Source organism: Paraburkholderia caledonica, assembly GCF_000383275.1.
In the GTDB taxonomy this organism is placed as follows: Bacteria; Pseudomonadota; Gammaproteobacteria; order Burkholderiales; family Burkholderiaceae; genus Paraburkholderia; species Paraburkholderia caledonica.
Genome location: NZ_KB911036.1, coordinates 105519 through 128057 on the forward strand (window position 1 = coordinate 105519; position 22539 = coordinate 128057).

26 protein-coding genes are annotated in these 22539 nt (G+C 62.1%); 6 read left to right on the forward strand and 20 right to left on the reverse strand.

Going from position 1 to position 22539, the window contains the following annotated elements; genetic code table 11:
* Positions 1-5: 5 nt before the first annotated feature.
* The 3 genes from H281_RS0110270 to H281_RS0110280 form a co-directional block, all read right to left on the reverse strand.
* Positions 6-1115, reverse strand: coding sequence for a COX15/CtaA family protein (locus H281_RS0110270; protein WP_020067024.1), 1110 nt, complete (start codon positions 1113-1115; stop codon positions 6-8).
* 23 nt (positions 1116-1138) lie between these two features.
* Positions 1139-1801: an SCO family protein gene (locus tag H281_RS0110275; protein ID WP_027804470.1), complete on the reverse strand. Its 663-nt coding sequence runs from the start codon at positions 1799-1801 to the stop codon at positions 1139-1141.
* Between the two features lie 70 nt (positions 1802-1871).
* Positions 1872-2588, reverse strand: a complete 717-nt coding sequence (locus H281_RS0110280; protein WP_020067026.1) for an SURF1 family protein — start codon at positions 2586-2588, stop codon at positions 1872-1874.
* Between the two features lie 111 nt (positions 2589-2699).
* On the opposite strand from H281_RS0110280, the gene H281_RS0110290 reads away from it, so the two are divergent.
* Positions 2700-2909: a twin transmembrane helix small protein gene (locus tag H281_RS0110290; RefSeq protein WP_020067028.1), complete on the forward strand. Its 210-nt coding sequence runs from the start codon at positions 2700-2702 to the stop codon at positions 2907-2909.
* A gap of 166 nt (positions 2910-3075) precedes the next feature.
* On the opposite strand, the gene H281_RS0110295 is transcribed toward H281_RS0110290, so the two are convergent.
* The 8 genes from H281_RS0110295 to H281_RS0110330 all read right to left on the reverse strand — a co-directional run bounded on the left by H281_RS0110295 (position 3076) and on the right by H281_RS0110330 (position 10339).
* Positions 3076-3933 (reverse strand): cytochrome c oxidase subunit 3, encoded by an 858-nt coding sequence (locus H281_RS0110295; RefSeq protein WP_020067029.1) that lies wholly within the window; start codon positions 3931-3933, stop codon positions 3076-3078.
* Positions 3934-4061: 128 nt separating this feature from the next.
* Positions 4062-4271, reverse strand: coding sequence for a DUF2970 domain-containing protein (locus H281_RS0110300; protein WP_020067030.1), 210 nt, complete (start codon positions 4269-4271; stop codon positions 4062-4064).
* A gap of 31 nt (positions 4272-4302) precedes the next feature.
* A complete protein-coding gene (locus H281_RS0110305; protein WP_020067031.1) occupies positions 4303-4917 on the reverse strand; it encodes a cytochrome c oxidase assembly protein in 615 nt (204 codons plus the stop codon).
* Positions 4918-4961: 44 nt separating this feature from the next.
* The gene (locus H281_RS37265) at positions 4962-5096 is read right to left on the reverse strand and encodes a cytochrome oxidase small assembly protein (protein ID WP_020067032.1); all 135 of its coding nucleotides are present in this window, start codon (positions 5094-5096) and stop codon (positions 4962-4964) included.
* A gap of 112 nt (positions 5097-5208) precedes the next feature.
* Positions 5209-6822 (reverse strand): cytochrome c oxidase subunit I, encoded by a 1614-nt coding sequence (gene ctaD, locus H281_RS0110315; RefSeq protein WP_020067033.1) that lies wholly within the window; start codon positions 6820-6822, stop codon positions 5209-5211.
* A 43-nt stretch (positions 6823-6865) separates the two neighbouring features.
* On the reverse strand, positions 6866-8500 hold the full coding sequence (gene coxB, locus H281_RS0110320) for a cytochrome c oxidase subunit II (protein ID WP_020067034.1): 1635 nt from the start codon (positions 8498-8500) through the stop codon (positions 6866-6868).
* Positions 8501-8573: 73 nt separating this feature from the next.
* Positions 8574-9047, reverse strand: a complete 474-nt coding sequence (locus H281_RS0110325) for a DUF2244 domain-containing protein (RefSeq protein ID WP_020067035.1) — start codon at positions 9045-9047, stop codon at positions 8574-8576.
* Positions 9048-9373: 326 nt separating this feature from the next.
* Positions 9374-10339 (reverse strand): methyltransferase domain-containing protein, encoded by a 966-nt coding sequence (locus H281_RS0110330; protein WP_020067036.1) that lies wholly within the window; start codon positions 10337-10339, stop codon positions 9374-9376.
* Between the two features lie 83 nt (positions 10340-10422).
* On the opposite strand from H281_RS0110330, the gene H281_RS0110335 reads away from it, so the two are divergent.
* Positions 10423-11208, forward strand: coding sequence for a ComF family protein (locus tag H281_RS0110335; protein WP_020067037.1), 786 nt, complete (start codon positions 10423-10425; stop codon positions 11206-11208).
* A gap of 18 nt (positions 11209-11226) precedes the next feature.
* Positions 11227-11697 carry a tRNA (uridine(34)/cytosine(34)/5-carboxymethylaminomethyluridine(34)-2'-O)-methyltransferase TrmL gene (gene trmL / locus H281_RS0110340; protein ID WP_020067038.1) on the forward strand — a complete coding sequence of 157 codons (471 nt, stop codon included), beginning with the start codon at positions 11227-11229 and terminating at the stop codon, positions 11695-11697.
* Here the strand turns inward: trmL and H281_RS0110345 are convergent.
* From H281_RS0110345 to H281_RS0110365, 5 genes are all read right to left on the reverse strand, one after another.
* On the reverse strand, positions 11670-12218 hold the full coding sequence (locus H281_RS0110345; RefSeq protein ID WP_027804471.1) for an O-acetyl-ADP-ribose deacetylase: 549 nt from the start codon (positions 12216-12218) through the stop codon (positions 11670-11672). The genes trmL and H281_RS0110345 overlap by 28 nt on opposite strands.
* 114 nt (positions 12219-12332) lie before the next feature.
* Entirely contained in the window at positions 12333-13331 is a 999-nt protein-coding gene (locus tag H281_RS0110350; protein WP_020067040.1) for an NAD(P)H-dependent glycerol-3-phosphate dehydrogenase, read from the reverse strand.
* Positions 13332-13352: 21 nt separating this feature from the next.
* Positions 13353-13823, reverse strand: coding sequence for a protein-export chaperone SecB (secB, locus tag H281_RS0110355; RefSeq protein WP_027804472.1), 471 nt, complete (start codon positions 13821-13823; stop codon positions 13353-13355).
* A gap of 150 nt (positions 13824-13973) precedes the next feature.
* Positions 13974-14234: a glutaredoxin 3 gene (gene grxC / locus H281_RS0110360; protein ID WP_020067042.1), complete on the reverse strand. Its 261-nt coding sequence runs from the start codon at positions 14232-14234 to the stop codon at positions 13974-13976.
* Positions 14231-14656 (reverse strand): rhodanese-like domain-containing protein, encoded by a 426-nt coding sequence (locus H281_RS0110365; protein ID WP_027777762.1) that lies wholly within the window; start codon positions 14654-14656, stop codon positions 14231-14233. Before H281_RS0110365 ends, grxC begins: the two co-directional genes overlap by 4 nt.
* Positions 14657-14792: 136 nt before the next feature.
* Here H281_RS0110365 and gpmA point away from each other — a divergent pair, with 136 nt between their 5' ends.
* The 3 genes from gpmA to H281_RS0110380 all read left to right on the forward strand — a co-directional run bounded on the left by gpmA (position 14793) and on the right by H281_RS0110380 (position 18328).
* Entirely contained in the window at positions 14793-15539 is a 747-nt protein-coding gene (gpmA, locus tag H281_RS0110370; protein ID WP_020067044.1) for a 2,3-diphosphoglycerate-dependent phosphoglycerate mutase, read from the forward strand.
* A 378-nt stretch (positions 15540-15917) separates the two neighbouring features.
* On the forward strand, positions 15918-17495 hold the full coding sequence (locus H281_RS0110375) for a S41 family peptidase (RefSeq protein ID WP_020067045.1): 1578 nt from the start codon (positions 15918-15920) through the stop codon (positions 17493-17495).
* 74 nt (positions 17496-17569) lie between these two features.
* Entirely contained in the window at positions 17570-18328 is a 759-nt protein-coding gene (locus H281_RS0110380; RefSeq protein ID WP_020067046.1) for a HesA/MoeB/ThiF family protein, read from the forward strand.
* Positions 18329-18400: 72 nt separating this feature from the next.
* Here the strand turns inward: H281_RS0110380 and ptsP are convergent, their stop codons facing one another.
* The 4 genes from ptsP to gshB all read right to left on the reverse strand — a co-directional run bounded on the left by ptsP (position 18401) and on the right by gshB (position 22534).
* Positions 18401-20149: a phosphoenolpyruvate--protein phosphotransferase gene (gene ptsP / locus H281_RS0110385; protein WP_020067047.1), complete on the reverse strand. Its 1749-nt coding sequence runs from the start codon at positions 20147-20149 to the stop codon at positions 18401-18403.
* Between the two features lie 248 nt (positions 20150-20397).
* A complete protein-coding gene (locus tag H281_RS0110390; RefSeq protein ID WP_020067048.1) occupies positions 20398-20667 on the reverse strand; it encodes an HPr family phosphocarrier protein in 270 nt (89 codons plus the stop codon).
* Positions 20668-20747: 80 nt separating this feature from the next.
* A complete protein-coding gene (locus tag H281_RS0110395; RefSeq protein WP_020067049.1) occupies positions 20748-21236 on the reverse strand; it encodes a PTS sugar transporter subunit IIA in 489 nt (162 codons plus the stop codon).
* A 341-nt stretch (positions 21237-21577) separates the two neighbouring features.
* Positions 21578-22534, reverse strand: coding sequence for a glutathione synthase (gshB, locus tag H281_RS0110400; RefSeq protein ID WP_020067050.1), 957 nt, complete (start codon positions 22532-22534; stop codon positions 21578-21580).
* Positions 22535-22539 lie beyond the last annotated feature (5 nt).

The following is a 22539-nucleotide window of genomic DNA, read 5'->3' on the forward strand; positions in this document are numbered from 1 at the left end:
TGGGGTCACGCTGGCGCGGCATCGCGCGCAGGCAACACGGCGCGGCCGGGACGGCTATAAGCGATTCGAAAGTTTAACATAACGAGCAGGAGCAACAGGATCGCCGCGCCTCCGTTATGAGCTACCGCAATAGGCAGCGGCCATTGCAGAACGATGTTCGACAATCCGGTGACGAACTGGATCAGCACCACCAGCAAAACGCCGTTCGCCGGACGTCGCAGCGACTCGAAGCGGCGCAATTGAAGCGCGAACCACACGAGGTAGCCGACGACCACGAGCGCGAAGGTGCGGTGCGTCCAGTGAATCGCTACCAGTGCATCTTGCGTGATCATGTCGCCGCTGCTTGTCATGCCGAGCGCACGCCAAAGGTGAAAACCGTGCGAGAAGTCCATCGGCGGAACCCATTGGCCGTTGCAGGTGGGGAAATCCGTACACGCGAGCACCGCGTAGTTCGTGCTGACCCAGCCGCCCAACGCGATCTGCACAATCAACAGCACGAGACCCGCGACCGCCGCGACGCGCCAACGCGCGGCTTCCGGCTCATACGCGGGCAATGGCGTCTGGCGCGCGGCGAGCCAGCCGAGCGTGCCCAGCAGCGCGAGACCGAGCAGCAAGTGCGTCGTCACGATGACCGGTTGCAGCTTCATTGTCACCGTCCATGCGCCGAACGCACCTTGCACGAGAATCAGCAGCAGCAGCGAAGTCGGCCACCAGGGCGACACGTGCAGCGGACGCCGCTTGATGCGCGCGATCCATGCAATCACCGTCTGCGCGATGATCAGCACGCCGATCGCCATCGCGAAGTAGCGGTGGATCATTTCGATCCACGCCTTGGTCATGCTGACGGGGCCGGTGGGCATCGCCTGATGCGCGGCGGTGATCGCCGCATGCGCGATAAATGGCGACGACGTGCCATAGCAGCCGGGCCAATCCGGGCAGCCGAGCCCCGAGTCGGTCAGACGCGTGAAGCCGCCGAACATCACGAGGTCGAGCGTGAGGAAAGTGGTGAGCCACACGAGCTTGCGGAATTTGTTGTCGTCGGCCTTGACCCACACATAAGACAGCGGCAACAACGCAATACACAAGCCGATGAGACCCAATTGCAGTACGAACATCTTCTATTACCCTGGTTGCGGCATCAGCCGATGCTCGACCATTTCAGCAGCTTGGTCACGTCGCCCTTGATCTTGCTCGGGTTCGGATCTTTCGGGAAACGCATCATCAGATTGCCGTTCGGATCGACCATATAGATGTGGTCGGTGACCTTGGTGCCGTTCGCGGTCGGCAGCCACGCCGACACCTGCGCCGGATCGGCAAGCAGCATGTTGGTGTCGGGATAAGCCTTTTGTATCACGTCCGCCACGTTGCCCGCACCTGTCCGCAGCCACACTTCTACGACGCGCTCGCGTTCCGGGCCCTGTGCCGCGCGGATTTGCCGCATGAAGTAGAGCTTCGTCACGCATGCTTTGTCGCAGGCGGTGTCGTCGACGGAGATCAGCAGCCAGTGGCCACGCAAGGTGTCGAGTTTGAGCGGTTTGCCGTCTTCGCCGGTGACGACGAGCGACTCGGGAATCGGCCGCTGCGGTTCGACGAGCGCGCCGTAACTGGTGCTGCCGCCGCTCGGCTTCACCACGTAGTACATGAAATAGGACACGGCAATGGGGGCCGCGCAGACGATCGCGAGCAGCAGCAGGATCCAGCGGCCGCGCTCCCAGGAGCCCTTGCCGTTGGGCTGACCGGGCATCGGCTTGGCGGCGGTCGGTTTGCGGGCTTGCTGCGAACGGGGAGATGGCGTCGACACTACATAACCTCTTTCAATAATTTGTGCGGCTCGCCCAGGTCGTGGAGAGCCGCGCCGGGCACGCGCCGCATCACACGATGGGCGCCTGCTGTTTTCTGGCCGCGCGGCGCGCGGCGTACAGGCCGAAGGCCAAAGCCGCGACCGCCATGCCCCACCACTGGAACATGTAGCCGTAATTGCGCTCGACGCCGTTGGTTGGAGCCGGCCAGTCGCGCACGAGTTTGTCGCCGTCGTCGTTCAATTGCTGGATCACGAACGATTGCAAGGGCAGTCCGGTCTCGGCGGCATACGCGGCGACGTCGAGATTCTGGCGAATCGCCTGATGCGCGGCCGATCCGCCCTGCCCCAGTTCAAACGCACGCGAAGCATCCGCACGCGCAATTCCTTCTATCTCGATTTCGCCCTGGGGCGTAGTGTACGGCGCGATCGTCTCGCGATTATTGATGTTACGCGGCAACCAGCCCCGATTGACGAGCACATAACCGCCGCCGGCGAGTTTAAAAGGCATCACCACGTAAAAACCCGGCTGGTCGTTATACGGACGATTATCGAGGTACACGACCTTGTCAGCGACAAACGTGCCGCGCGCTTTCACGCGATGGAATTCGATGTCCTTCAATGCGACCGGCGCGCTGGTGACCGGTTGCGCGGGCGCGTTCTCGAACTGCGTGATGCGTGCCTCGAGTGCTTCTTTCTGATGCGCGCGGTCGCGCTGCCAGAAGCCGAGCCGCAAGGTCACCGCGACCACGAGCAGGATCAGCAACGCGGGAACGAGCCGGATCTTCATCGACGACACTCCAGGTGCGGCTTGAACGGGCGGGCGAACGTGGGGCAAACGCCGGCGCGCGGTGAGATAATGATCACCTTGCCTTCGTGCTCTTCCGTTTCAGCAGCTTCCATGCACATTCTCGTTCCCATCGCCTTCGTCCTGATCATCGCCAGCATGGTGTCGGCGCTGTACTTCATGATGCATGACAAGGGCAAAACCAAGCGGATGGTCTGGTCGCTCGCCACGCGAGTCGGACTTTCGATCTCGCTGTTCCTCTTCATCCTCTTTGCGTACTGGATGGGCTGGATTCACTCAACCGGCATTCCGTACGGGCGCTGAGCCTCGCTTCACCATCACTGCGCTATAAACAAAACGCCGCCCTGACGGGGTCGAGGGCGGCGCTTCATCAATCCTGCTCACTACGCGTGCGCGGTGTTCCGATGGACGCTGCGCGACGGCCCCCGCGCGCTCCGGTATAACCGGCCGCGGCGCGGGCCAATCAGTCTTACAGCCAGTACACGACGACGTAGAGTCCGAGCCAGACGACGTCCACAAAGTGCCAGTACCAGGCCGCGCCTTCGAACGCAAAGTGGTGTTCCGCAGTGAAGTGGCCGCGAATCATTCGCACCAGCACCACCGCGAGCATCGTGCCGCCGAGGAACACGTGAAAACCGTGGAAGCCCGTCAGGAGGAAGAACGTAGAGCCGTACACGCCCGAAGCCAGCGTCAGGTTCAGTTCGTTATACGCGTGGAAATATTCGAAGCCCTGCAAGAACAGGAAGCACACGCCCAGCACGAGCGTAGCTGCCAGCCAGATGATGGCCTTCTTACGATGATCTTCACGCAGTGCGTGGTGCGAGACCGTCAAGGTGGCGCCCGACGAAAGCAGCAGCGCCGTGTTGATGGTCGGCACCGGCCATGGCGTCATGGACTTGAAGGTCGACACGAGCGACGCGGGACCGTTGTTGGGCCACACCGCCGAGAAATCCGGCCAGATCAGCTTGTAATCAAGACTCGCCAGTTCGTGCAGCGCGATTGCGCGTGCGTAGAAGAGCGCGCCGAAGAAAGCGCCGAAGAACATCACTTCAGAGAAGATGAACCAGCTCATGCTCCAGCGGTATGACTTGTCGACATTCTTGCCGTACATGCCGCCTTCGGATTCGGCAATCGCGTCGCCAAACCAGTGCCACAACGTAAAGAGCAGCCACAACAGGCCGACGACAACGCCGATCGGCGCCCAGTCATGTTCGTTGATCCACGCCGCAAGCGATCCGAGCATGACCAGCAACCCAGCGGCGGCGCTGATCGGGTGCCGCGACGGATGCGGTACGAAATAGTACGGGCTCTCGTTTTGACCGCTCATTCTTGATTCTCCACTTCAGTCCAGTTGTTCCGGAAGCTCCGGCTGCATCTTCGGCGGCGCGTGTGTACCGCACCGCTTCACTCTAATTCGTGGGCGCTGCTACGCCCGTACCACATGCATGCGCAATGTCAGCCCACCACCGCGCGTACCACCAGAATCAGCACGCCGATGAAAATCGCCGTGCTGATCAACGCCGCGATAATGATGTGCACCGGGTTCAGTTGCGTTGCGTCGGCTTCAAGATCGCGCCGCTTGCGCACGCCGAAAAACGACCAGAACACCGCCTTCATCGACTGGCCGAAACTGCTTTTGCGCGGGCCGCCGCTGTTATCGCTCATTGTTGTCTTCCTTCGCCGGCGGCATGAGCCGTCAGGCGGGATTGGCAGCAGTTGCCGCCGTCTCGGCCGGAAGCGCCGCGCTTCCGACCTTCGCCGTTGCCGGCGTGTTCAACTCGAAAAACGTGTACGACAACGTGATCGTTTTCACGTCCTTCGGCAACTTCGGATCGACGACGAACACAACCGGCATCCGCTTCGTCTGATTCGCCGTCAACGTCTGCTGCGTAAAACAGAAGCACTCGATCTTCTTGAAGTACTCAGTTGCCTGCTTTGGCGCGTAGCTCGGAATGGCTTGCGCCTGGATCGTGCGCGCCTGTTCGTTGCTCACCTCGTACATCACTGTTGTCACTTCGCCCGGATGCACGTCCATGCTGCGCTGTTCCGGCTTGAAACCGAGCGGGCCGCGCGCGTTCGCATCGAATTCGATCGAAACCGTCCGGCTCATGTCGACCTGCGTATTCTTCGCCTCGCGCACCGTTGCATCGCGCTGCACCAGGTTGTTGATGCCGGTGATCTGACAGATCGCGCGGTACATCGGCACGAGCGCAAAACCAAAACCGAACATCATCAACGCGACGACGAACAGCTTGACCAGCATCGAACGGTTGAAAGAGCGATCGGCCTGAGCCGGCGGTTGCGTCGACATCTCAATCCTCAACAAACCTGCAAACTACACCTGGACCGGTTCCGTCAGGAAAACCAACCCTGATTGATGATGACGCTCGCGAAAAATACCGCTGCGATTGCGAGCAGCACAAGACCGATCCGTCTGTTGCTCGCCCGAATCTGCTCCGGCGTACGTCTTTCCTGTGAATTGCGCGTCATGCTCGAGTTTCTGGATACCTGGTTACTGCCATTGCCGCGCTTTCGCCGCCGTCCGGTCCGGGCGACGATGCAATCGCGCCGCCACCGAACCGGCTACTTCGCTAAACGACGATTACTCGACGGTCGGCGGGTTTTCGAACGTGTGGAACGGAGCCGGGCTCGGCACGGTCCACTCGAGGCCCGTTGCGCCGTCCCACGGCTTGTCGCCCGCTTTCTCGTGGTCGCCGCCGCCGCGATACGCAGGCAACGCCACCGCGAACAGGAAGTACACCTGCGCGAGACCGAAGCCGAACGCGCCGATCGAAATCACCTGATTCCAGTCGGTGAATTGAGCCGGATAGTCGGCGTAGCGACGCGGCATGCCTGCGAGACCGACGAAGTGCATCGGCAGGAACGCGAGGTTGAAGAAGAACATCGACGCCCAGAAGTGAATCTTGCCGCGCGTTTCGTTGTACATCCAGCCGGTCCACTTCGGCGCCCAGTAGTACCAGCCCGAGAACAACGCGAAGAGCGACCCCGCCACCAGCACGTAGTGGAAGTGTGCGACCACGAAGTACGTACCGTGATACTGGATGTCGAGCGGCGCCATGGCGAGCATCAGGCCCGACAGGCCGCCGAACGTGAACACCAGCAGGAAGCCGACCGCGAACAGCATGGGCGTTTCGAAGGACAGCGAACCGCGCCACATCGTAGCGACCCAGTTGAACACCTTCACGCCAGTCGGCACGGCGATCAGCATGGTCGCGTACATGAAGAACAGCTGGCCCGTTACCGGCATGCCGGTTGCGAACATGTGGTGCGCCCAGACCATGAACGACAGAATCGCGATCGACGACGTTGCGTACACCATCGAGCTATAGCCGAACAGCGGCTTGCGTGAGAACGCCGGAATGACCTGCGACACGATCCCGAACGCCGGCAAGATCATGATGTACACCTCGGGGTGCCCGAAGAACCAGAAGATATGCTGGTACATGACCGGGTCGCCGCCGCCCGCCGCGTTGAAGAACGACGTGCCGAAGTGGCGATCGAACAGCACCATGGTGATCGCGCCAGCCAGAACCGGCATCACGGCGATCAGCAGGTACGCAGTGATCAGCCACGTCCAGACGAACATGGGCATTTTCATCAGCGTGAGGCCGGGCGCGCGCATGTTCAGGATCGTCACGACGATGTTGATCCCGCCCATGATCGACGAAGCGCCCATAAGGTGGACCGCGAAAATCGCGAAGTCCATGCCCGGGCCCATCTGCGTGGACAGTGGCGCGTACAGTGTCCAGCCCGCGGCGGTTGCGCCGCCCGGCGAGAAGAACGAACCGACCAGCAGAACAGCCGCCACCGGCAGAAGCCAGAAGCTGAAGTTGTTCATGCGGGCAAAGGCCATGTCCGATGCGCCGATCTGCAGCGGCACCATCCAGTTCGCGAAGCCGACGAACGCCGGCATGATCGCGCCGAACACCATGATCAGGCCGTGCATGGTGGTCAACTGGTTAAAGAACTCGGGGCGCATGATCTGCAGGCCCGGCTCGAACAATTCGGCACGAATCATCAGCGCCATCACGCCCCCGGAGAGGAACATGGTGAACGAGAAGATCAGGTACAGCGTACCGATGTCCTTGTGGTTGGTTGCGAACAGCCAACGACGCCAGCCATGTGGCGTTTCGTGGGCATGGTCGCCGTGCACGTGCTCGTGGCCCGCGACTACATCGTGTCCGATGCTAGACATGACAATCTCCTAAAGCGAATACTGCGGTGCTGACCGTGACACGTCAGGCAGCCGGGCTGATCTGAACACGCCGGGCTTCTTTCGCGTCGCTGCCGCCCGTGATCGTTTCCGGCTTCTTCAAAATAATATGGTCTTCGGCGATGCCGGCTGCTTTCACCGCGTCGCGCACGGCTTCCGCACGGCTCTTTGCGAGCTTCGCGTTCGTGTCCGCGGAACCGCTTGCGTCGGTGAAGCCAGACAGCGTGAACTTCGCGTCCGGATGCGCCTTCGCGTAAGCCGCGGCTGCTTCGACCGCCGCTTTCGCGTCGGCGGGCAGCGTGCTCTTGCCGGTATCGAAGTAGACGCTCGCCGGCAATGCTGCTTGCGATGCCGCCGCGCTTTCCGAACCCGCGGACGCTGCCTGCGCGCCCGATGCATCCGAAGCCGCAGCACCCGACGCCGCTTCCGCGCCGCTCGCCGCCGCGCCTGCGTCGGCCAGATGGTTGCCGCCTTCCGGCAGTTTGCCGTTACGGGCGTCTGCAACCTGCTTCGGCTGGAGAATGTCGCCGGTGTGGTTGCCCCACGAATTACGTTCGAACGTGACCACCGAGGCAATCTCTACGTCGTTCAGCGTAGGTGCCCACGAAGGCATTGCATTCTTGCCCTTCAACACGATGCTGACGTGCTCTGCAATCGCGCCGTTCGCAACCTTGCTGCCGTCGAGCGCCGGGAATGCGCCCGCGCCCTTGCCGGTAGGCTGATGGCAGACCGCGCAGTTCGCTGCATAGACCTTGCCGCCGCGTTCCATCAACTCGGCCATCGTATAAGTCTTGTTCGGATCGTCCTGACCCGCCGCCATTTTCTTCTTCTGCGTGTCGACCCACTTCGCGTAGTCGTCGGTGGAGAGCACTTCGACCACCACCGGCATGAACGCGTGTTCCTTGCCGCAGAGTTCGGTACAGAAGCCGCGGAAGGTACCGACCTTGTCAGCCTTGAACCACGTGTCGCGCACGAAACCAGGAATCGCGTCCTGCTTCACGCCGAAGGCCGGCACGTACCAGGAGTGGACCACGTCGTTGGCGGTGGTGATGATGCGGATTTTCTTGCCGACCGGCACGACCAGCGGATTGTCGACTTCTTGCAGATACGTAGTGGAAATCGGCTGACGGCCGTCGGTTTCGGCACGCGGCGTGGCCAGCGTGGAGAGGAAGTTGATGCCCTCGCCCGGACCCTTCACGTAGTCGTAACCCCACTTCCACTGGTAGCCCGTGACCTTGATGGTGACGTCGGCGTTGGTCGTGTCCTTCATTGCGACAACCGTCTTGGTGGCCGGCAACGCCATCAGCACGACGATGACGAACGGCACGATCGTCCAGATGATTTCGACGGTGGTGCTTTCGTGGAAATTCGAAGCCTTGTGGCCTTTCGATTTGCGGTGGGCAAAGATCGAATAGAACATCACAGCGAACACGCCGATGAAAATCACCGTGCAAAGAATCAGCATGAACGTGTGGAGGCTGTAGAGCTCCTCAGCGATTTTAGTCGCAGGCGGCTGGAGATTGATCTCGTTGACGGCAGGGCCGCCCGGAACATCGCCCACTGCCAGGGCGGCACCGGCGAAAAGCAGTCCGCTCATCGCCAGCACGCCCATGAGCGCTCGCTTGATTGTTTTCATAGCTTCCTTACCCAAAATTTCCATTCAAACCCTCGACCCCGCTGACCCCGTGACGGGCTGCCCGCGCTCCCCGTGAACGCCGCATGACCGGATGCGCCTAACAACGCGCGAGCCAGATACGCAACTCGCGGGCGAACTGCGCGCGCCGGTGCTGCGCGAGATGCTGCCCGATCATGATCGTCTCGCCGCGCGAGACCAGCTTGATCTGATCACGCGGTGTTGCGCCAGCCTCGATCCGCACCCAGCGCGGATTGAACTCGAACTGCGTGACCTGCTCGGCGCTCACCTGTTCGATTACAAGCCGGTTCTGAAACAACCGGATGCGTTCGTAATCGACAGCGTGGCGCGCATACATGGCAAACGCGACGCCCACCGCCAGCAATTCGATACCGGTGAACGGCAACACCAGCCAGGCGCCGACCAGAACCAGCATGAAAGCAATTGCCAACGAGAACAACGCGAGCGACACATAGAAACACACGAACTGCCGCGGCGACATGGAGCAGTTGCGTTTCATGGTCCAGTCCTTCAGGACCGGTTCTGAATCCGCCAGCAGATCTGATGCATCCATCGCTGCCTCCCGCCGAACGTCAACAACGCGCCACCAACGGCCGCCTGCAATGCCCGACAGTGACCTCAACCCGCGACCTCATATTCCGGCCGCCCAACCGCCACCGCGCCAACTCGTGTTGCAGCCCGTGCCTCGGGCCTGCCGCCCCAAATGTGGGAACTCCGGGCGACAAACTGACGCATTATAGGCGCGATCCATAGCATCCACAAGCAAGCCCCGACCGCCTCACAAGCCAGGCGCGACAAGCCTCCGCGCCGTTTTGCCGCACCTTTTGCACGTCTTTGAAAGCGGTAATTTCAGACATAACAGATGTCCTCTTTATCTCTTTAGCGATTCCTCGACGAGCCTCGCCCAATGTCCTCTATTCGCACGATGCCGTGTCCTTCCGCCGTCGTGCGCGGCACCGCTTTCCATGCGTGTCCGTAGATCACCTCGAAGGTCAGCGCGATCGTTCCGTCGCCGCGCCGGCGCGCTTCGAGCGCTGCCAGCAACGCTCTGTGCAACCGCCGTGCCGCCGCGCCCGACGACTCTTCGCGCTCGAACGGATACGCGCCCCAACGGCGTACGTCCGCGAGCAGCGACTCGGGCGACTTATAGGTGATTGTGATGGTTTCCTGATCCATCACGGGAATTTCGAAACCGCTTTCGACCAGCATGTCGCCAAGGTCATGCATGTCGACAAAGTCAATCACATGCTTGCGCGAGCCGACACCGTGCGCCGCTTCCACTTCGGCGTATGCGCCGCGCAACTCTTTCAGGGTGTCGGGTCCGAGGGTACTGAACATCAGCAGCCCATTCACCTTGAGCACGCGCTGCCACTCAGGGAATACGAGGTCCGGGCGCGAGTGCCAGTGAAGTGCGAGATTGGACCAGATGAATTCGAAGGCGCCAGCCGCGAAAGGCAGCGCGGAAAAGTCCGCCTGCGCGAAGCCCGGACCGCGTGCGCCAAGCGCCTTGCCCAGCGTGGCCGGCAAGAAGCGCCGCCAGCTCGTATCGCCGGAATCGTGGCGCAGCGCGCGTGTGAGCATGCCGTGCGACAGGTCCGAGCCGAACACCGGCGCTTCCGGAAAGCGCTCACGCAATGCAGGAATGTCTTCGCCTGCACCGCAACCGGCATCCAGCACGCTTGCCGGCGCGACCTTGATGTAATCGAGACGCTCGCGCATGCGCTGCGCGATCTCGCGCGGCAGGAAGGCGACGTCGTCGAAAGTCGTTGCACGGCGGTCGAAAATCCGCCTGAGGCGCTGGGAATCGTAGGCCGGACGGCCTGATTGAGCGGAAGTTGGGGACATGGGTGTCGTACTGGCGTAGAGCCCGAAGTATACTCGTTCGCTTCCTCCGCTTCAGTGCGAAAGGCCTTTGCGGCCGCCAGTGCATGACATTCCGAGCATATTTTCCGTCGTCAGCCAGTCCGTTCACGCGATTCGCGCGCGGCGTGCGTTCGGCGTGGCCGCGTGCAATGCACGCGATCTTGCCTAACGCCTGCGCTCTGTGCGGCAATTTGTCGCACAGCACGCTGTGCCCCTTTTGCGACGAATCCTATTGGAATGAGAGTGCGTTGCGTTGCTGTGTCTGCGCCGTGCCGCTGACTTTCGCGCGAAGGGAACAACACGCGTCTTATCGCTGTGCGGATTGCGTCGTCGAAAAACCGCCGTTCGACGCAACGTTCGCGCTCGCCGACTATCGCGCGCCGCTCGACGCGCTCGCAGTCGGCCTGAAGTTTCGCGCCCAGTTGATGCTGGCGCGCGAATTCTCGCGGCGGCTTGCCCGTCTCGCGCAAGATGCCTGGCAAGAGCCGTCTGACTGCCCCGATGTTATCGCTCCGGTACCGCTCGCAGACCGGCGTCTCAGAGAACGCGGCTATAACCAGGCATGGCAGATTGCCAGAGCGCTGGCTCGCTCGCTGAAGGTGCCGGCCGACCCGACTCTGGTGCGCCGCGTGGTCGACACCGCGCCGCAGTCGCGGCTCGATCTCGACGCGCGCCGCCTCAACGTGGGCCGCGCATTCCAGCTTGCTGGCAGAGTCGAAGGACTGCACGTAGGCATTGTCGACGATGTAATGACGACCGGCGCAACGCTCGAAGCGCTCGCCCGCATGCTGAAGGCAGCCGGTGCGCGGCGCGTCACGAACTTCGTCGCACTGCGCACACCGAAAAACTAGTTTCTACCTGATCACTCTATGTTCAACGTCGTTCTTGTCGAACCGGAAATTCCGCCCAATACCGGCAACGTCATCCGCTTATGCGCCAACACGGGTGCGCGGCTGCATCTGATCGAGCCGCTCGGCTTTCCGCTCGACGACGCCAAGCTGCGCCGCGCCGGCCTCGACTATCACGAGTACGCGCAAATGAACGTGCATGCCGACTGGGCCGCCTTCATAGCGAAAGAGTCGCCGGACCCGTTGCGCACGTTCGCGTTCACCACGCGCGGCTCGGGCCGCTTTCACGAGCACGCGTTCCAATCGGGCGACTGGTTCGTGTTCGGCGCGGAAACGCGAGGCTTGCCCGACTCGGTGCTCGAACAGTTTCCGAACGAACAGCGCGTGCGCCTGCCGATGCGTCCCGGCAACCGCAGCCTGAACCTGTCGAATACCGTCGCGATCGTGGTGTTCGAAGCGTGGCGTCAAACAGGTTTCGACGGCGGCGCCTGACGGCGCTGCAACTCCGCCTGATAACGCTCGAACATCGCGTGATCGAAGCAGGCGAAGATCACCTGCTCGAGTTGCGGCATGCGAGGTAGATTTTCGATTACCGTTTGGACCGCGATACGAACTGCTTCATCGGCAGGAAAACGGTAGATGCCGCAACTGATCGCGGGGAATGCAATGCTCGCGCAGTTCGCCTCGCGCGCCACCTCGAGCGAACGCTGATAACAGGAAGCCAGCAGATCGGCCTCGCCATGCGTGCCGCCGCGCCAGACCGGGCCCACCGCGTGAATCACATAGCGCGCCGGCAGATGGTAGCCGCGCGTGAGCTTCGCGTCGCCTGTCGCGCAGCCGCCAAGCGCTTCGCATTCGCCCAGCAATTCCTTGCCTGCAGCGCGATGAATCGCGCCGTCCACACCGCCGCCGCCGAGCAAGGAGGTATTGGCTGCGTTGACAATGGCGTCGACGTCGAGAGTCGTGATGTCGGCCACGCGTGCCTCCAGCGTGCAACCACCTATATTGAGCATATGAGCCTCGCTGATCCGTAGCGTCGATAGACGATGGACAGCGAGTGAAGACAGCCGTTCAGCGTTGTTACACGCCGAACGGCTGACGATAGCGCACCCGGAAACGCGGGCGGCCTATTCGGCCTTCGAATCGCGCCGCAGCAGGGCGCTGACGGCGTCGCGCGGCGCAACGCCGTCGAACAGCACGGCACAGACCGCCTGGGTGATCGGCATGTCGATTGCATGAGCACGCGCGATCGCGAGAACCGCTTGCGCGCAACGCACGCCTTCGGCCACATGGCCCAAGCCGCCGAGAATATCGGCAAGCGAACGGCCTCCGGCAAGCTGCACGCCGACCGTGCGGTTGCGCGACAGATCGCCGGTCGCGGTGAGAATCAGATCGCCGAGCCCTGTCAAACCGGTGAACGTCTCCGCGCGACCGCCGAGCGTCACGCCAAGACGCGACATTTCTGCGAGTCCGCGCGTGATCAGCGCTGCGCGCGCGTTCAGACCGAGACCCAGACCGTCGGCGATTCCTGTTGCAATCGCCAGCACGTTCTTCACCGCGCCGCCCACTTCTACGCCGACGATGTCGTCGCCCGTATAAATGCGCATCGCGCCGTGATGAAACGCCGCAACCGTACGCTCGCGACAGACCGCCGAAGCACTCGCGATGGTCAACGCAACCGGCAAGCCCTGGCCGACTTCACGCGCGAAACTCGGCCCCGACAACACACCATTGCTGCCGTGCGAGGGCAGTTCGGCCGCGACCACCTGATGCGGCAACAACTGCGACTCCGCTTCGAAACCTTTGCACAGCCACACGATATGCACGGGCACTTTGCCCGCATCGCGCATCGACTGGAACAGGGTGCGCAGTCCGGCCACGGGCGTGGCCACGACGCATAGCGCGTCGTCGGCGAGCGCGTGGTCGAGCGCTGCGTTCAGGTCCGCTTCGTAGCGAAGCGCCGACGGCAAGGCAACGCCCGCCAGATAGCGGGCGTTTTCGTGCGAAGCGGAGAGATCTGCGACCAGCGCGGGCTCGCGCGCCCACAACAGCGTGTCGTGCCTGACGGCCAGATGGCCGGCGAGGGCCGTGCCCCATGCGCCGGCTCCGAGGACAGCAACCTTCATAGCCGGCACTGCCTGCGACACTTAATGCGTGACGCCGTTTTGCGCTGCGCCGTCCTGGCCGCCCATCTGCGCGAGGCGTTGCTCATAGAGCGCCTGGAAGTTGATTTCGGCGAGGTGAATCGGCGGGAAGCCGGCGCGCGTGATGGCGTCGGCGATGTTCGAGCGCAGGTATGGGAACAGGATGGTCGGGCACGCAATGCCGACGAGCGGATCGACCTGTTCAGCCGGAATGTTGCGAATGTCGAAAATGCCCGCTTGCTTGGCTTCGATCAGGAACGCGACCTTGTCCGACACCTTGGCCGTCACGGTGCCCGTCACCAGAATTTCGAACACGGTGTCGGCGAGGCGCTCGGCCTTCACGTCGACTTCCACTTCCACCGACGGCATTTCCTGCTCGAGGAAAATGGCCGGCGAATTCGGCTGCTCGAGCGACATGTCCTTCAGATAAATGCGCTGGATGTTGAAGAACGGCTGGTTGTTCTCGTCGGACATGATTGAGTGATTCCCTGATAGATATGCGTAGCGGCGGCCCATGAAGTCACGGGTCGCCAGATAGTTGCGGCGCGCCGCCTGCCCTCGCGGGGCGACGATGCGCCGGCTTGTATTTCACCCGCCGCTTCCCGCGCCCAACGGCGCGAGAACTCAGGCGGCTGCCAGCAGAGGCGTCAGACCGCCCGCGCGATCGAGCGCGGAGAGATCGTCATACCCGCCGACGTGCGTCTCGCCGATGAACACCTGCGGCACCGTGCGACGACCGGTCCGGGTCATCATCTCCTCACGACGGGCCGGGTCCTTGTCGATCAGTACTTTTTCGATATTCTCGACGCCGCGCGACTTTAAAAGACGTTCGGCCATCTGGCAATACGGGCACACCTGCGTGCTGTACATGATCACTTTGTTCACTTGGCTACTCCTTGTTTCACAACCGGCATGCCGGCTTTCTGCCAGGCGTCGACGCCGCCTTCCAGAACGTGGACTTCCGCATATCCCGCATCCTGCACGATACGCGCCGCCTTGTTCGACTGCTGGCCGGTCTGACAAACCAGCAGCACGGGGTTGTTCTTATTCTTCACCAGTTGCGCGACCTTTGCTTGCAACTCGGCGAATTCCAGGTGCCGAGCCGCGGGCAAATGCCCTTTGGCGAAGTCAGCCGGCGGACGCAGATCGATGACCGCCGCATTGCGCCGATTGATCAACTGCGTGGCTTCGGCGGCCGACAGGCCACCACGGCCGCGCCGGCTGATGGTCGGCCACAGCAGCAACCCACCGGAGATGAGGACGATCGCAATGAGGACAAGGTTTGTGTAATCAGTGAAAAACTTCACGGAAGATCCGCCGAAAAAGAGAGAAATCGGAAAGGGCAATCCGGGCATTATAAAATAAGCGTCTGACGCGATGGCGGCGCTCCTCTACGTGCGCCGGGCAGCGCTTACCGCTTCCTTACTACCGACCGGTAATCTTATGTACAAACTCGTTCTCATCCGCCACGGCGAATCGACGTGGAACAAGGAAAACCGCTTCACGGGCTGGGTAGACGTCGACCTCACCGAACAGGGCAACCGCGAAGCGCAGCAAGCGGGCGTGCTGCTGAAGGAATCCGGCTATTCGTTCGACATCGCTTATACGTCCGTGCTCAAACGCGCTGTCCGCACGCTGTGGCATGTGCAGGATCAGATGGATCAGATGTACATACCCGTCGTGCATTCGTGGCGTCTGAACGAGCGTCACTACGGCGCGCTGTCGGGTCTGAACAAGGCCGAAACCGCAGCGAAATTCGGCGACGAACAGGTGCTGGTCTGGCGCCGCAGCTACGACACGCCGCCGCCTGCGCTCGAACCGACAGACGAGCGCGCGCCGTACAACGACCCGCGCTACGCCAAGGTGCCGCGCGAACAGCTGCCGCTCACCGAGTGCCTGAAGGACACGGTGGCGCGCGTGCTGCCGCTGTGGAACGAGTCGATTGCGCCGGCCATCAAGTCGGGCCGCAAGGTGGTGATCGCGGCGCACGGCAACTCGATCCGCGCATTGGTGAAGTACCTCGACAACATCTCGGACGAGGACATCGTCGGGCTCAATATTCCGAACGGCGTGCCGCTCGTCTATGAACTGGACGAGAACCTGAAGCCGCTGAAGCACTACTATCTGGGAGACCAGGAAGCGATCGCGAAGGCGCAGGCCGCAGTCGCGAAGCAAGGCAAGGCGGGCTGATTCCGCTGCGCCGAAAATCGCAGCGTAAGGGCAACCTAGCTGACTTTCGCCGCGTCGCAGCGCTTCTTTGTTAAAGATCGTTGCGGCGACGGTGACCGCAAGCGCCGCGGCGCGCCACAAACGGACCACGCCGACCGGCAAGACGTACCGGTCAGCGCGGTCCGCTTTCCTCGATCGCGGCCATTCTCATCGCGATCCACTTCCACTGTTACCGCACATTACTTCGACGTCGCGCGCGCGTTGCGCCGAACCCGGCACGCTTCGCGCTGTCGAATCACGATTGCCTGCGCCGCGCCCTGAGTTGGCGGGTGTGCAGTTATACTTGTCCGTCCCCATCTCTATCGACGCTGCCACGCGCTTCCGACCGCAACAGACTCTATGCGAAAGAACCTGAAAAATATCGGCCTGATCGCCGCGGGCCTTGCTACCGGTGTATTCGCCACTTTGCAACTTTCGGCCTCGGCCCAGCAGCCCGCCAGCGCCGCCGCCACTCCGTTGCCGCTGGACCAGCTCAGGCTGTTTGCCGAAGTGTTCGGGCAGATCAAGCACGAGTACGTCGAACCTGTCGACGATAAAAAGCTTCTCACCGCCGCAATCAAAGGCATGGTGTCGAGCCTCGACCCGCATTCGTCCTACCTCGACAAGACCGATTACGAGGAACTGCAGGAGCAGACCAAAGGTCGCTTCGCGGGCCTTGGCATTGAAATTTCGTCGGAAGACGGCCTGATCAAGGTGATCTCGCCGATCGAAGACACGCCCGCGTTCCGCGCCGGAATTCGTCCGGGCGACCTGATCACGCGCATCAACGACAAGCCGGTACGCGGCATGACGCTCGACCAGGCGGTCAAGCAGATGCGCGGCGAGCCGGGCACCAAGGTCACGCTCACGATCTTCCGCAAGACCGACGACCGCACTTTCCCGCTCACGGTGACGCGAGCGCTCATCAAGGTGCAGTCGGTCAAGATGAAGATCCTCGCGCCGGGCTACGCGTATGTGCGTATCACCAGCTTCCAGGAACGCACCACGCCGGACCTCGCCGCGAAGCTGCAGGACATCGCGCGTCAGCAGCCGAATCTGAAGGGTCTCGTGCTCGACCTGCGCAACAACGGCGGCGGTCTGCTGCAAAGCGCGGTCGGCGTAGCCGGCGCGTTCCTGCCGCCGAACTCGGTCGTCGTGTCCACCAACGGGCAGATTCCGGATTCGAAGCAGGTCTATCGCGACACTTACGACAACTACCGTCTGCAGTCCTTTGACTCCGACCCGCTGAAAGACGAAGCGCCGATCTTCAAGACCGTGCCCATGATCGTGCTGACCAACGCCTACTCGGCGTCGGCATCGGAGATCGTCGCGGGTGCGCTGCAGGATCAGCATCGTGCGTTGATCGTCGGCAAGACGACCTTCGGCAAGGGCTCGGTGCAGACCGTGCGACCCATGACCGCCGACACGGCGCTGCGCCTGACCACGGCGTATTACTACACGCCGAGCGGCCGTTCTATCCAGAACAAGGGCATCCGTCCTGACATCGCGGTCGATCAGTACGCGGAAGGCGATCCGGACGACGCGCTCGTCACGCGCGAAGTCGACTACTCGAATCACCTTGCCAACACGCAAGACCCGAACGAGAAGAAGGAAGCCGAGAAGCGCGAGCAGGATCGCATGGACCAGTTGCGTCAGCTCGAAGAGCAGAACGACAAGAAGACGCCGGAACAGCGCCAGAAAGATCGCGAGCGCAAGCCGGTCGAATTCGGTTCCGCCGACGACTTCATGCTGGCCCAAGCCTTGAACAAGCTCGAAGGCAAGCCGGTTCAGGAATCGAAGTCGTTGACCGAGCGCCGTCTCGCGCAGAACAAGCCGGCCACGTCAGCGTCCGCGCCGGTCGCGGTTAAGCCGACGCAACCGGTGCCGGGCGCATCGGGTGCTGCGCCGGCATCCGCACCGGCTACGCAGAGCAAGTAAGCAGCACGACTCACGTGTCTTCGCGGCGCAAGTCGCCGTGAAGACACGCAGCGAAGAAGACACGCTGGCCCCTCATGAATGACGATCAACTCCTTCGCTATTCCCGCCATATTCTCGTCGACGAAATCGGCATCGAGGCGCAACAGCGCTTTATCGATGCGCACGCGATCATTGTCGGCGCGGGTGGACTGGGTTCGCCTGCCGCGATGTATCTCGCGGCGGCCGGCGTCGGACGCTTGACGCTAGTCGATGCCGATACAGTCGATCTCACCAATCTGCAGCGGCAGATCCTGCATGTCAGCGCGTCAGTCGGACGCAAGAAGGTGGAGTCCGGCCGCGACACGCTCGCGCAAATCAATCCCGAAGTGACAGTGAACGCGGTGGCCGAACGCGTTGACGACGCGTGGCTCGATCGTCATGTGCCGGCCGCCACGGTGGTACTCGATTGCACCGACAACTTCGCCACGCGCCACGCGATCAATCGCGCCTGCGTGAAGCATGGCGTACCGCTGGTGTCGGGCGCCGCGTTGCGCTTCGACGGCCAGATCAGCACGTTCGACTTCCGCAACGAAGCATCGCCGTGCTACGCGTGTGTATTCCCCGAAGACCAGCCGTTCGAGGAAGTCGCGTGCTCGACCATGGGCGTGTTTGCGCCGACGGTCGGCATCATTGGCTCAATGCAGGCAGCGGAAGCGCTGAAGATCATCGGCGAAATCGGCACGCCGCTTGTCGGCCGGCTGACCATGCTCGATTCGCTGCGAATGGAGTGGACTACCATGCGCATTGCGCGTCAGCCCGATTGCCCGGTATGCGGACAACCCCACCTGCCTTGAACAGACGAACGAAGCCAAAACGAAAAACGCCGCACATGTGCGGCGTTTTTCATTCAGAGCAGGCGTTGTCGATCAGGCTTGCGCCACGCGCTTAAGCGCAGCTTGCACTTCCTCGGGCTCGAACGAAGCGAGCACATCTGCCACCGGCTTCTCCAACGTTTTTAAATGCGAGCGCAAGACTTCCTGCTTGACCACGAGCAATTGACTCGGATGCATTGAAAACTCGGTGAGGCCCATGCCGAGCAGCAGACGCGTCAGGCTCGGGTCGCCCGCCATCTCTCCGCACACCGACACCGGCACCCCCGCTCGCTTCGCTTCGCGCAACGTGAAGGCGATCAGATGCAGCACCGCCGGATGAAGCGGATCGTACAGATGCGCGACCGAGTTGTCCGCCCGGTCGATAGCCAGCGTGTACTGGATCAGATCGTTGGTGCCGATGGACAGAAAATCCAGCCGCTTGAGAAAGAGCGGCAACGCGATGGCCGCCGCCGGAATCTCGATCATCGCGCCGACCTGCACGTTCGGGTCGTAAGCAATCCCTGCGTCGTCGAGCTGACGCTTGGCTTCGCGGATCAGGTCCAGCGTTTGATCGATCTCCTGCGCATGCGCGAGCATCGGCACCAGAATCTTCACCGTGCCGAACGCCGACGCGCGCAGAATCGCGCGCAATTGCGTGAGGAACATCTGCGGCTCGGACAAGCTCCAGCGAATTGCCCTGAGCCCCAACGCGGGGTTCGCCGCGGTTTCGTAACCGTCGCCGCCGCTCATCGAATCGAGGGGCTTGTCGGCGCCTACGTCGATCGTGCGAATCGTGACCGGCAGACCGTTCATCAACTCGACCGCGCGCCGGTAGGCTTCGAACTGCTCCTCCTCTTCGGGCATGCGGTGCTTGTGATTCATGAACAGGAACTCGGTGCGGAACAGGCCAACACCGGTCGCGCCGGCGTCGACCGCGGCGCGCGCATCTTCCGGCAATTCGATGTTCGCGCACAGTTCGATACGCGTGCCGCACAGCGTTTGCGTCGGCGAAAATTTGAGGCGCTGCAGCTTGCGCTGCTCAAGCGCTTTTTCGCTCTGCCGGTATGAATATTCCTCCAGCACGATCGGCGCCGGATCGACGATCACAATGCCGTGGTCGCCGTCGACGATGATCAGGTCGTCCTGGCGAATCAGCGCGCTCGCGTGCTGCACGCCGACCGCCGCCGGAATGCCCAGGCTGCGCGCGACGATAGCCGTATGAGAAGTACGCCCGCCGAGATCCGTGACGAAACCCTGAAACGTTTGCGTTTTAAACTGCATCATGTCGGCTGGCGCAATGTCGTGCGCGACCACGATCATTTCGTCGCACGCACCGTGCACGCCATTCACCAGCGAGCCCGACGCGCCCGCCAGCGCCTTCAGCACACGCTCCACCACTTGCTCGATGTCGGCTTTGCGCTCGCGCAGATATTCGTCTTCGATATCGTCGAAATGGCGCGAGAGCCGTTCGAGCTGTTCGGTCAGCGCCCATTCCACGTTGTAGCGGCGTGTGCGAATCAGATCGATGGTTTCCTGAACGAGCATTGCGTCGTTCAGGATCATTGAATGTACGTTGATGAAAGCGCCCATTTCGCTGGGCGCGTCCGCGGCGAGATCGGCGCGCAGCGCATCGAGTTCTTCATGCACGCGTTGCTGGGCCGCGCGAAATCGCTCGACCTCGCTCTCGATTTGCGCGGGTTCGATCAGATAGTGGTCTACGTCAAGTGCAGCCGGGGCGATCAGATAGGCTCGCCCGATGGCAATACCGCGTGACACGGGAATTCCATGCAGCGTGAACGACACGCGCACCTCCTCTAGTTGTGTGATGCCGCGGCAAACCGCTGCAGTGCTCTCAGACTCTCGTCGTCATTATAAATTCCACGCCGTCGCGCACGTGCGTGAATGCTGTGTGCAATGCAGCACGAAAGACCGTAGTCGTTGCGCTCCATGCATCATTGCATTCGCCGAAGAGATCCCCGTATTGTCGCGCGCTAAAAAAAACGCCGCGGACAGCCGCGGCGCTTCACTCATCGGTATATCGATTCGCAAGTTCACTGACCTTCGCCAAATTTATCAGCGATCAGTTTCAACAGTGCGTCCATCGCTTCTTTTTCGTCGGGACCTTCTGTTTCGATCAACACCGTGCTGCCGATACCCGCGGCCAGCATCATCACGCCCATAATGCTTTTCGCATTGATACGGCGGCCATTGCGGCTCATCCAGATTTCCGACTGGTAGTTGCCCGCCAGTTGCGTCAACTTGGCCGACGCGCGCGCGTGCAGCCCCAGCTTGTTCACGATAGTCGTTTCCTGTTGCAGCATGTGATGGTCCGAAGCGCTGGTAAGTGTTGTTGTGAAAGTGAATCTGCCAGTCAGTAGTTATGCAGTTGCAATGCGATGCGCTACAGGCCTGCTGGCCCAGCCTTCTGGACGAGTTCCGCGTCGCAAGGCAACGCGGGCAGACAGTCGGCCGAGGCCGCCGACGACTCAGCGGGCGCGGGCGTGGCCGGGCCGATTGCATGAACGCCCTTGGTCGCGCCGGCGAGCGCTTTGTCCACCAGCGTGTCGAGCGGCGTGGCGCGATAACAGACCGCGCGCACGAGCATCGGCAAATTGACGCCGCACAGCACGCGCACGTCCGGCACCGAGGCAAGCCGCCCCGCAATGTTCGCGGGCGTGGCGCCGAACATATCGGTGAGCACGAGTGCGCCGTTCTCTTCTTTCAGACGCGCGATTTCCGACTCGGCGAAAGAAACCATTTGTGCGGGATCGCAATCGGGCGATACGTCGATCACGCCGATGCGAGCCGGCAAGCCACCGTAGATATGCGAAATACAGTCGCGCAACGCGGTGGCGAACGGAGCGTGCGCAATGATCAGAATGCCTGCCATGTCAGCCTTACTGCAAAAAGACGGCCCCAAACGTGGATCGGAACCTGTCCGAAACGCTCGCGCTCTCGGCCGGCCGTGGGCCATGAGAGCCGGGAATGCACCACTTCATGAGCGGAATCACAAGCATGACGCCGTGCCGGCGCACGCTGAATCCGCTCGTTCCAGGTCCGCGATTCGTGCCGATGGCCCGGTGCAAGAGCCTATTGCCAGAAACGGACGCGAAGAGCGGGCATTGTAGCAGGCCCGTTTTGGGGCCTAAGCCAGCGTCCGTTCTGAGCGGACGTGATGCTGATCCTGCCACGTAGTTTGGGGAGCCGCCGCCGACATTCAAGGACGACCGCTCAACCCGCGGCGCGCTCCAGTGCGTCGATGAACATCGCCGCGACGTCGAAGCCCGTCTGATCCATGATCTCGCGAAAGCACGTTGGGCTCGTCACATTGACTTCCGTGAGCCAGTCGCCGATCGCGTCCAGGCCGACGAGCAGCAGACCGCGCGCCGCCAGCACGGGCGCGAGCGTATCGGCGATCTTGCGGTCATGATCGGTCAGCGGACGCGCGACGCCGAGTCCGCCCGCCGCGAGGTTGCCGCGCACCTCGTTGCCTTGCGGAATGCGGGCGAGCGAGTACGGCACGGCTTCGCCGCCAATCAGCAGAATGCGCTTGTCGCCGTCCTTGATTTCGGGGATGAACTTCTGCGCCATCACCGAACGCGTGCCGTCATGGCTCAGCATTTCAATGATCGACCCGAGGTTCATGCCATCGGGCTTCACGCGGAATACGCCCATGCCACCCATGCCGTCGAGCGGCTTCAGAATCACGTCGCCGTGCTGCTCGTGAAAGGCCCGGAGCCGCGCCGGATCGCGTGTTACCAGCGTGGGCGCGACGAATTCCGCAAACTCGCCAATGGCGAGCTTTTCCGAGTGATCCCGGATCGCCTGCGGCTTGTTGAAGATGCGTGCCCCGGCGCGCTCGGCCATTTCGAGCAGCCACGTGGACGTGACGTATTCCATGTCGAAGGGCGGGTCTTTGCGCATGACCACCGCGCTAAAACTCTTGAGCGCGCGCGGCGCGGCGGCTTCCGCCGCGTACCAGATATCGCGATGCAGGTCGGTCACGTCGCCGGTGATCGCAAAGCGCTGCACGTTTGCTTCGACGTCGCCGCCCGTCCACGCCAGATGCTTCGGCTCGCACGTGTACAGCGTATGACCGCGGCGCGCGGCCTCGGCCATCATCGCGTAAGTAGAGTCTTTGTAGATCTTGAACTGCGTAAGCGGATCGGCGATGAAAAGAATGTCCATGAAGG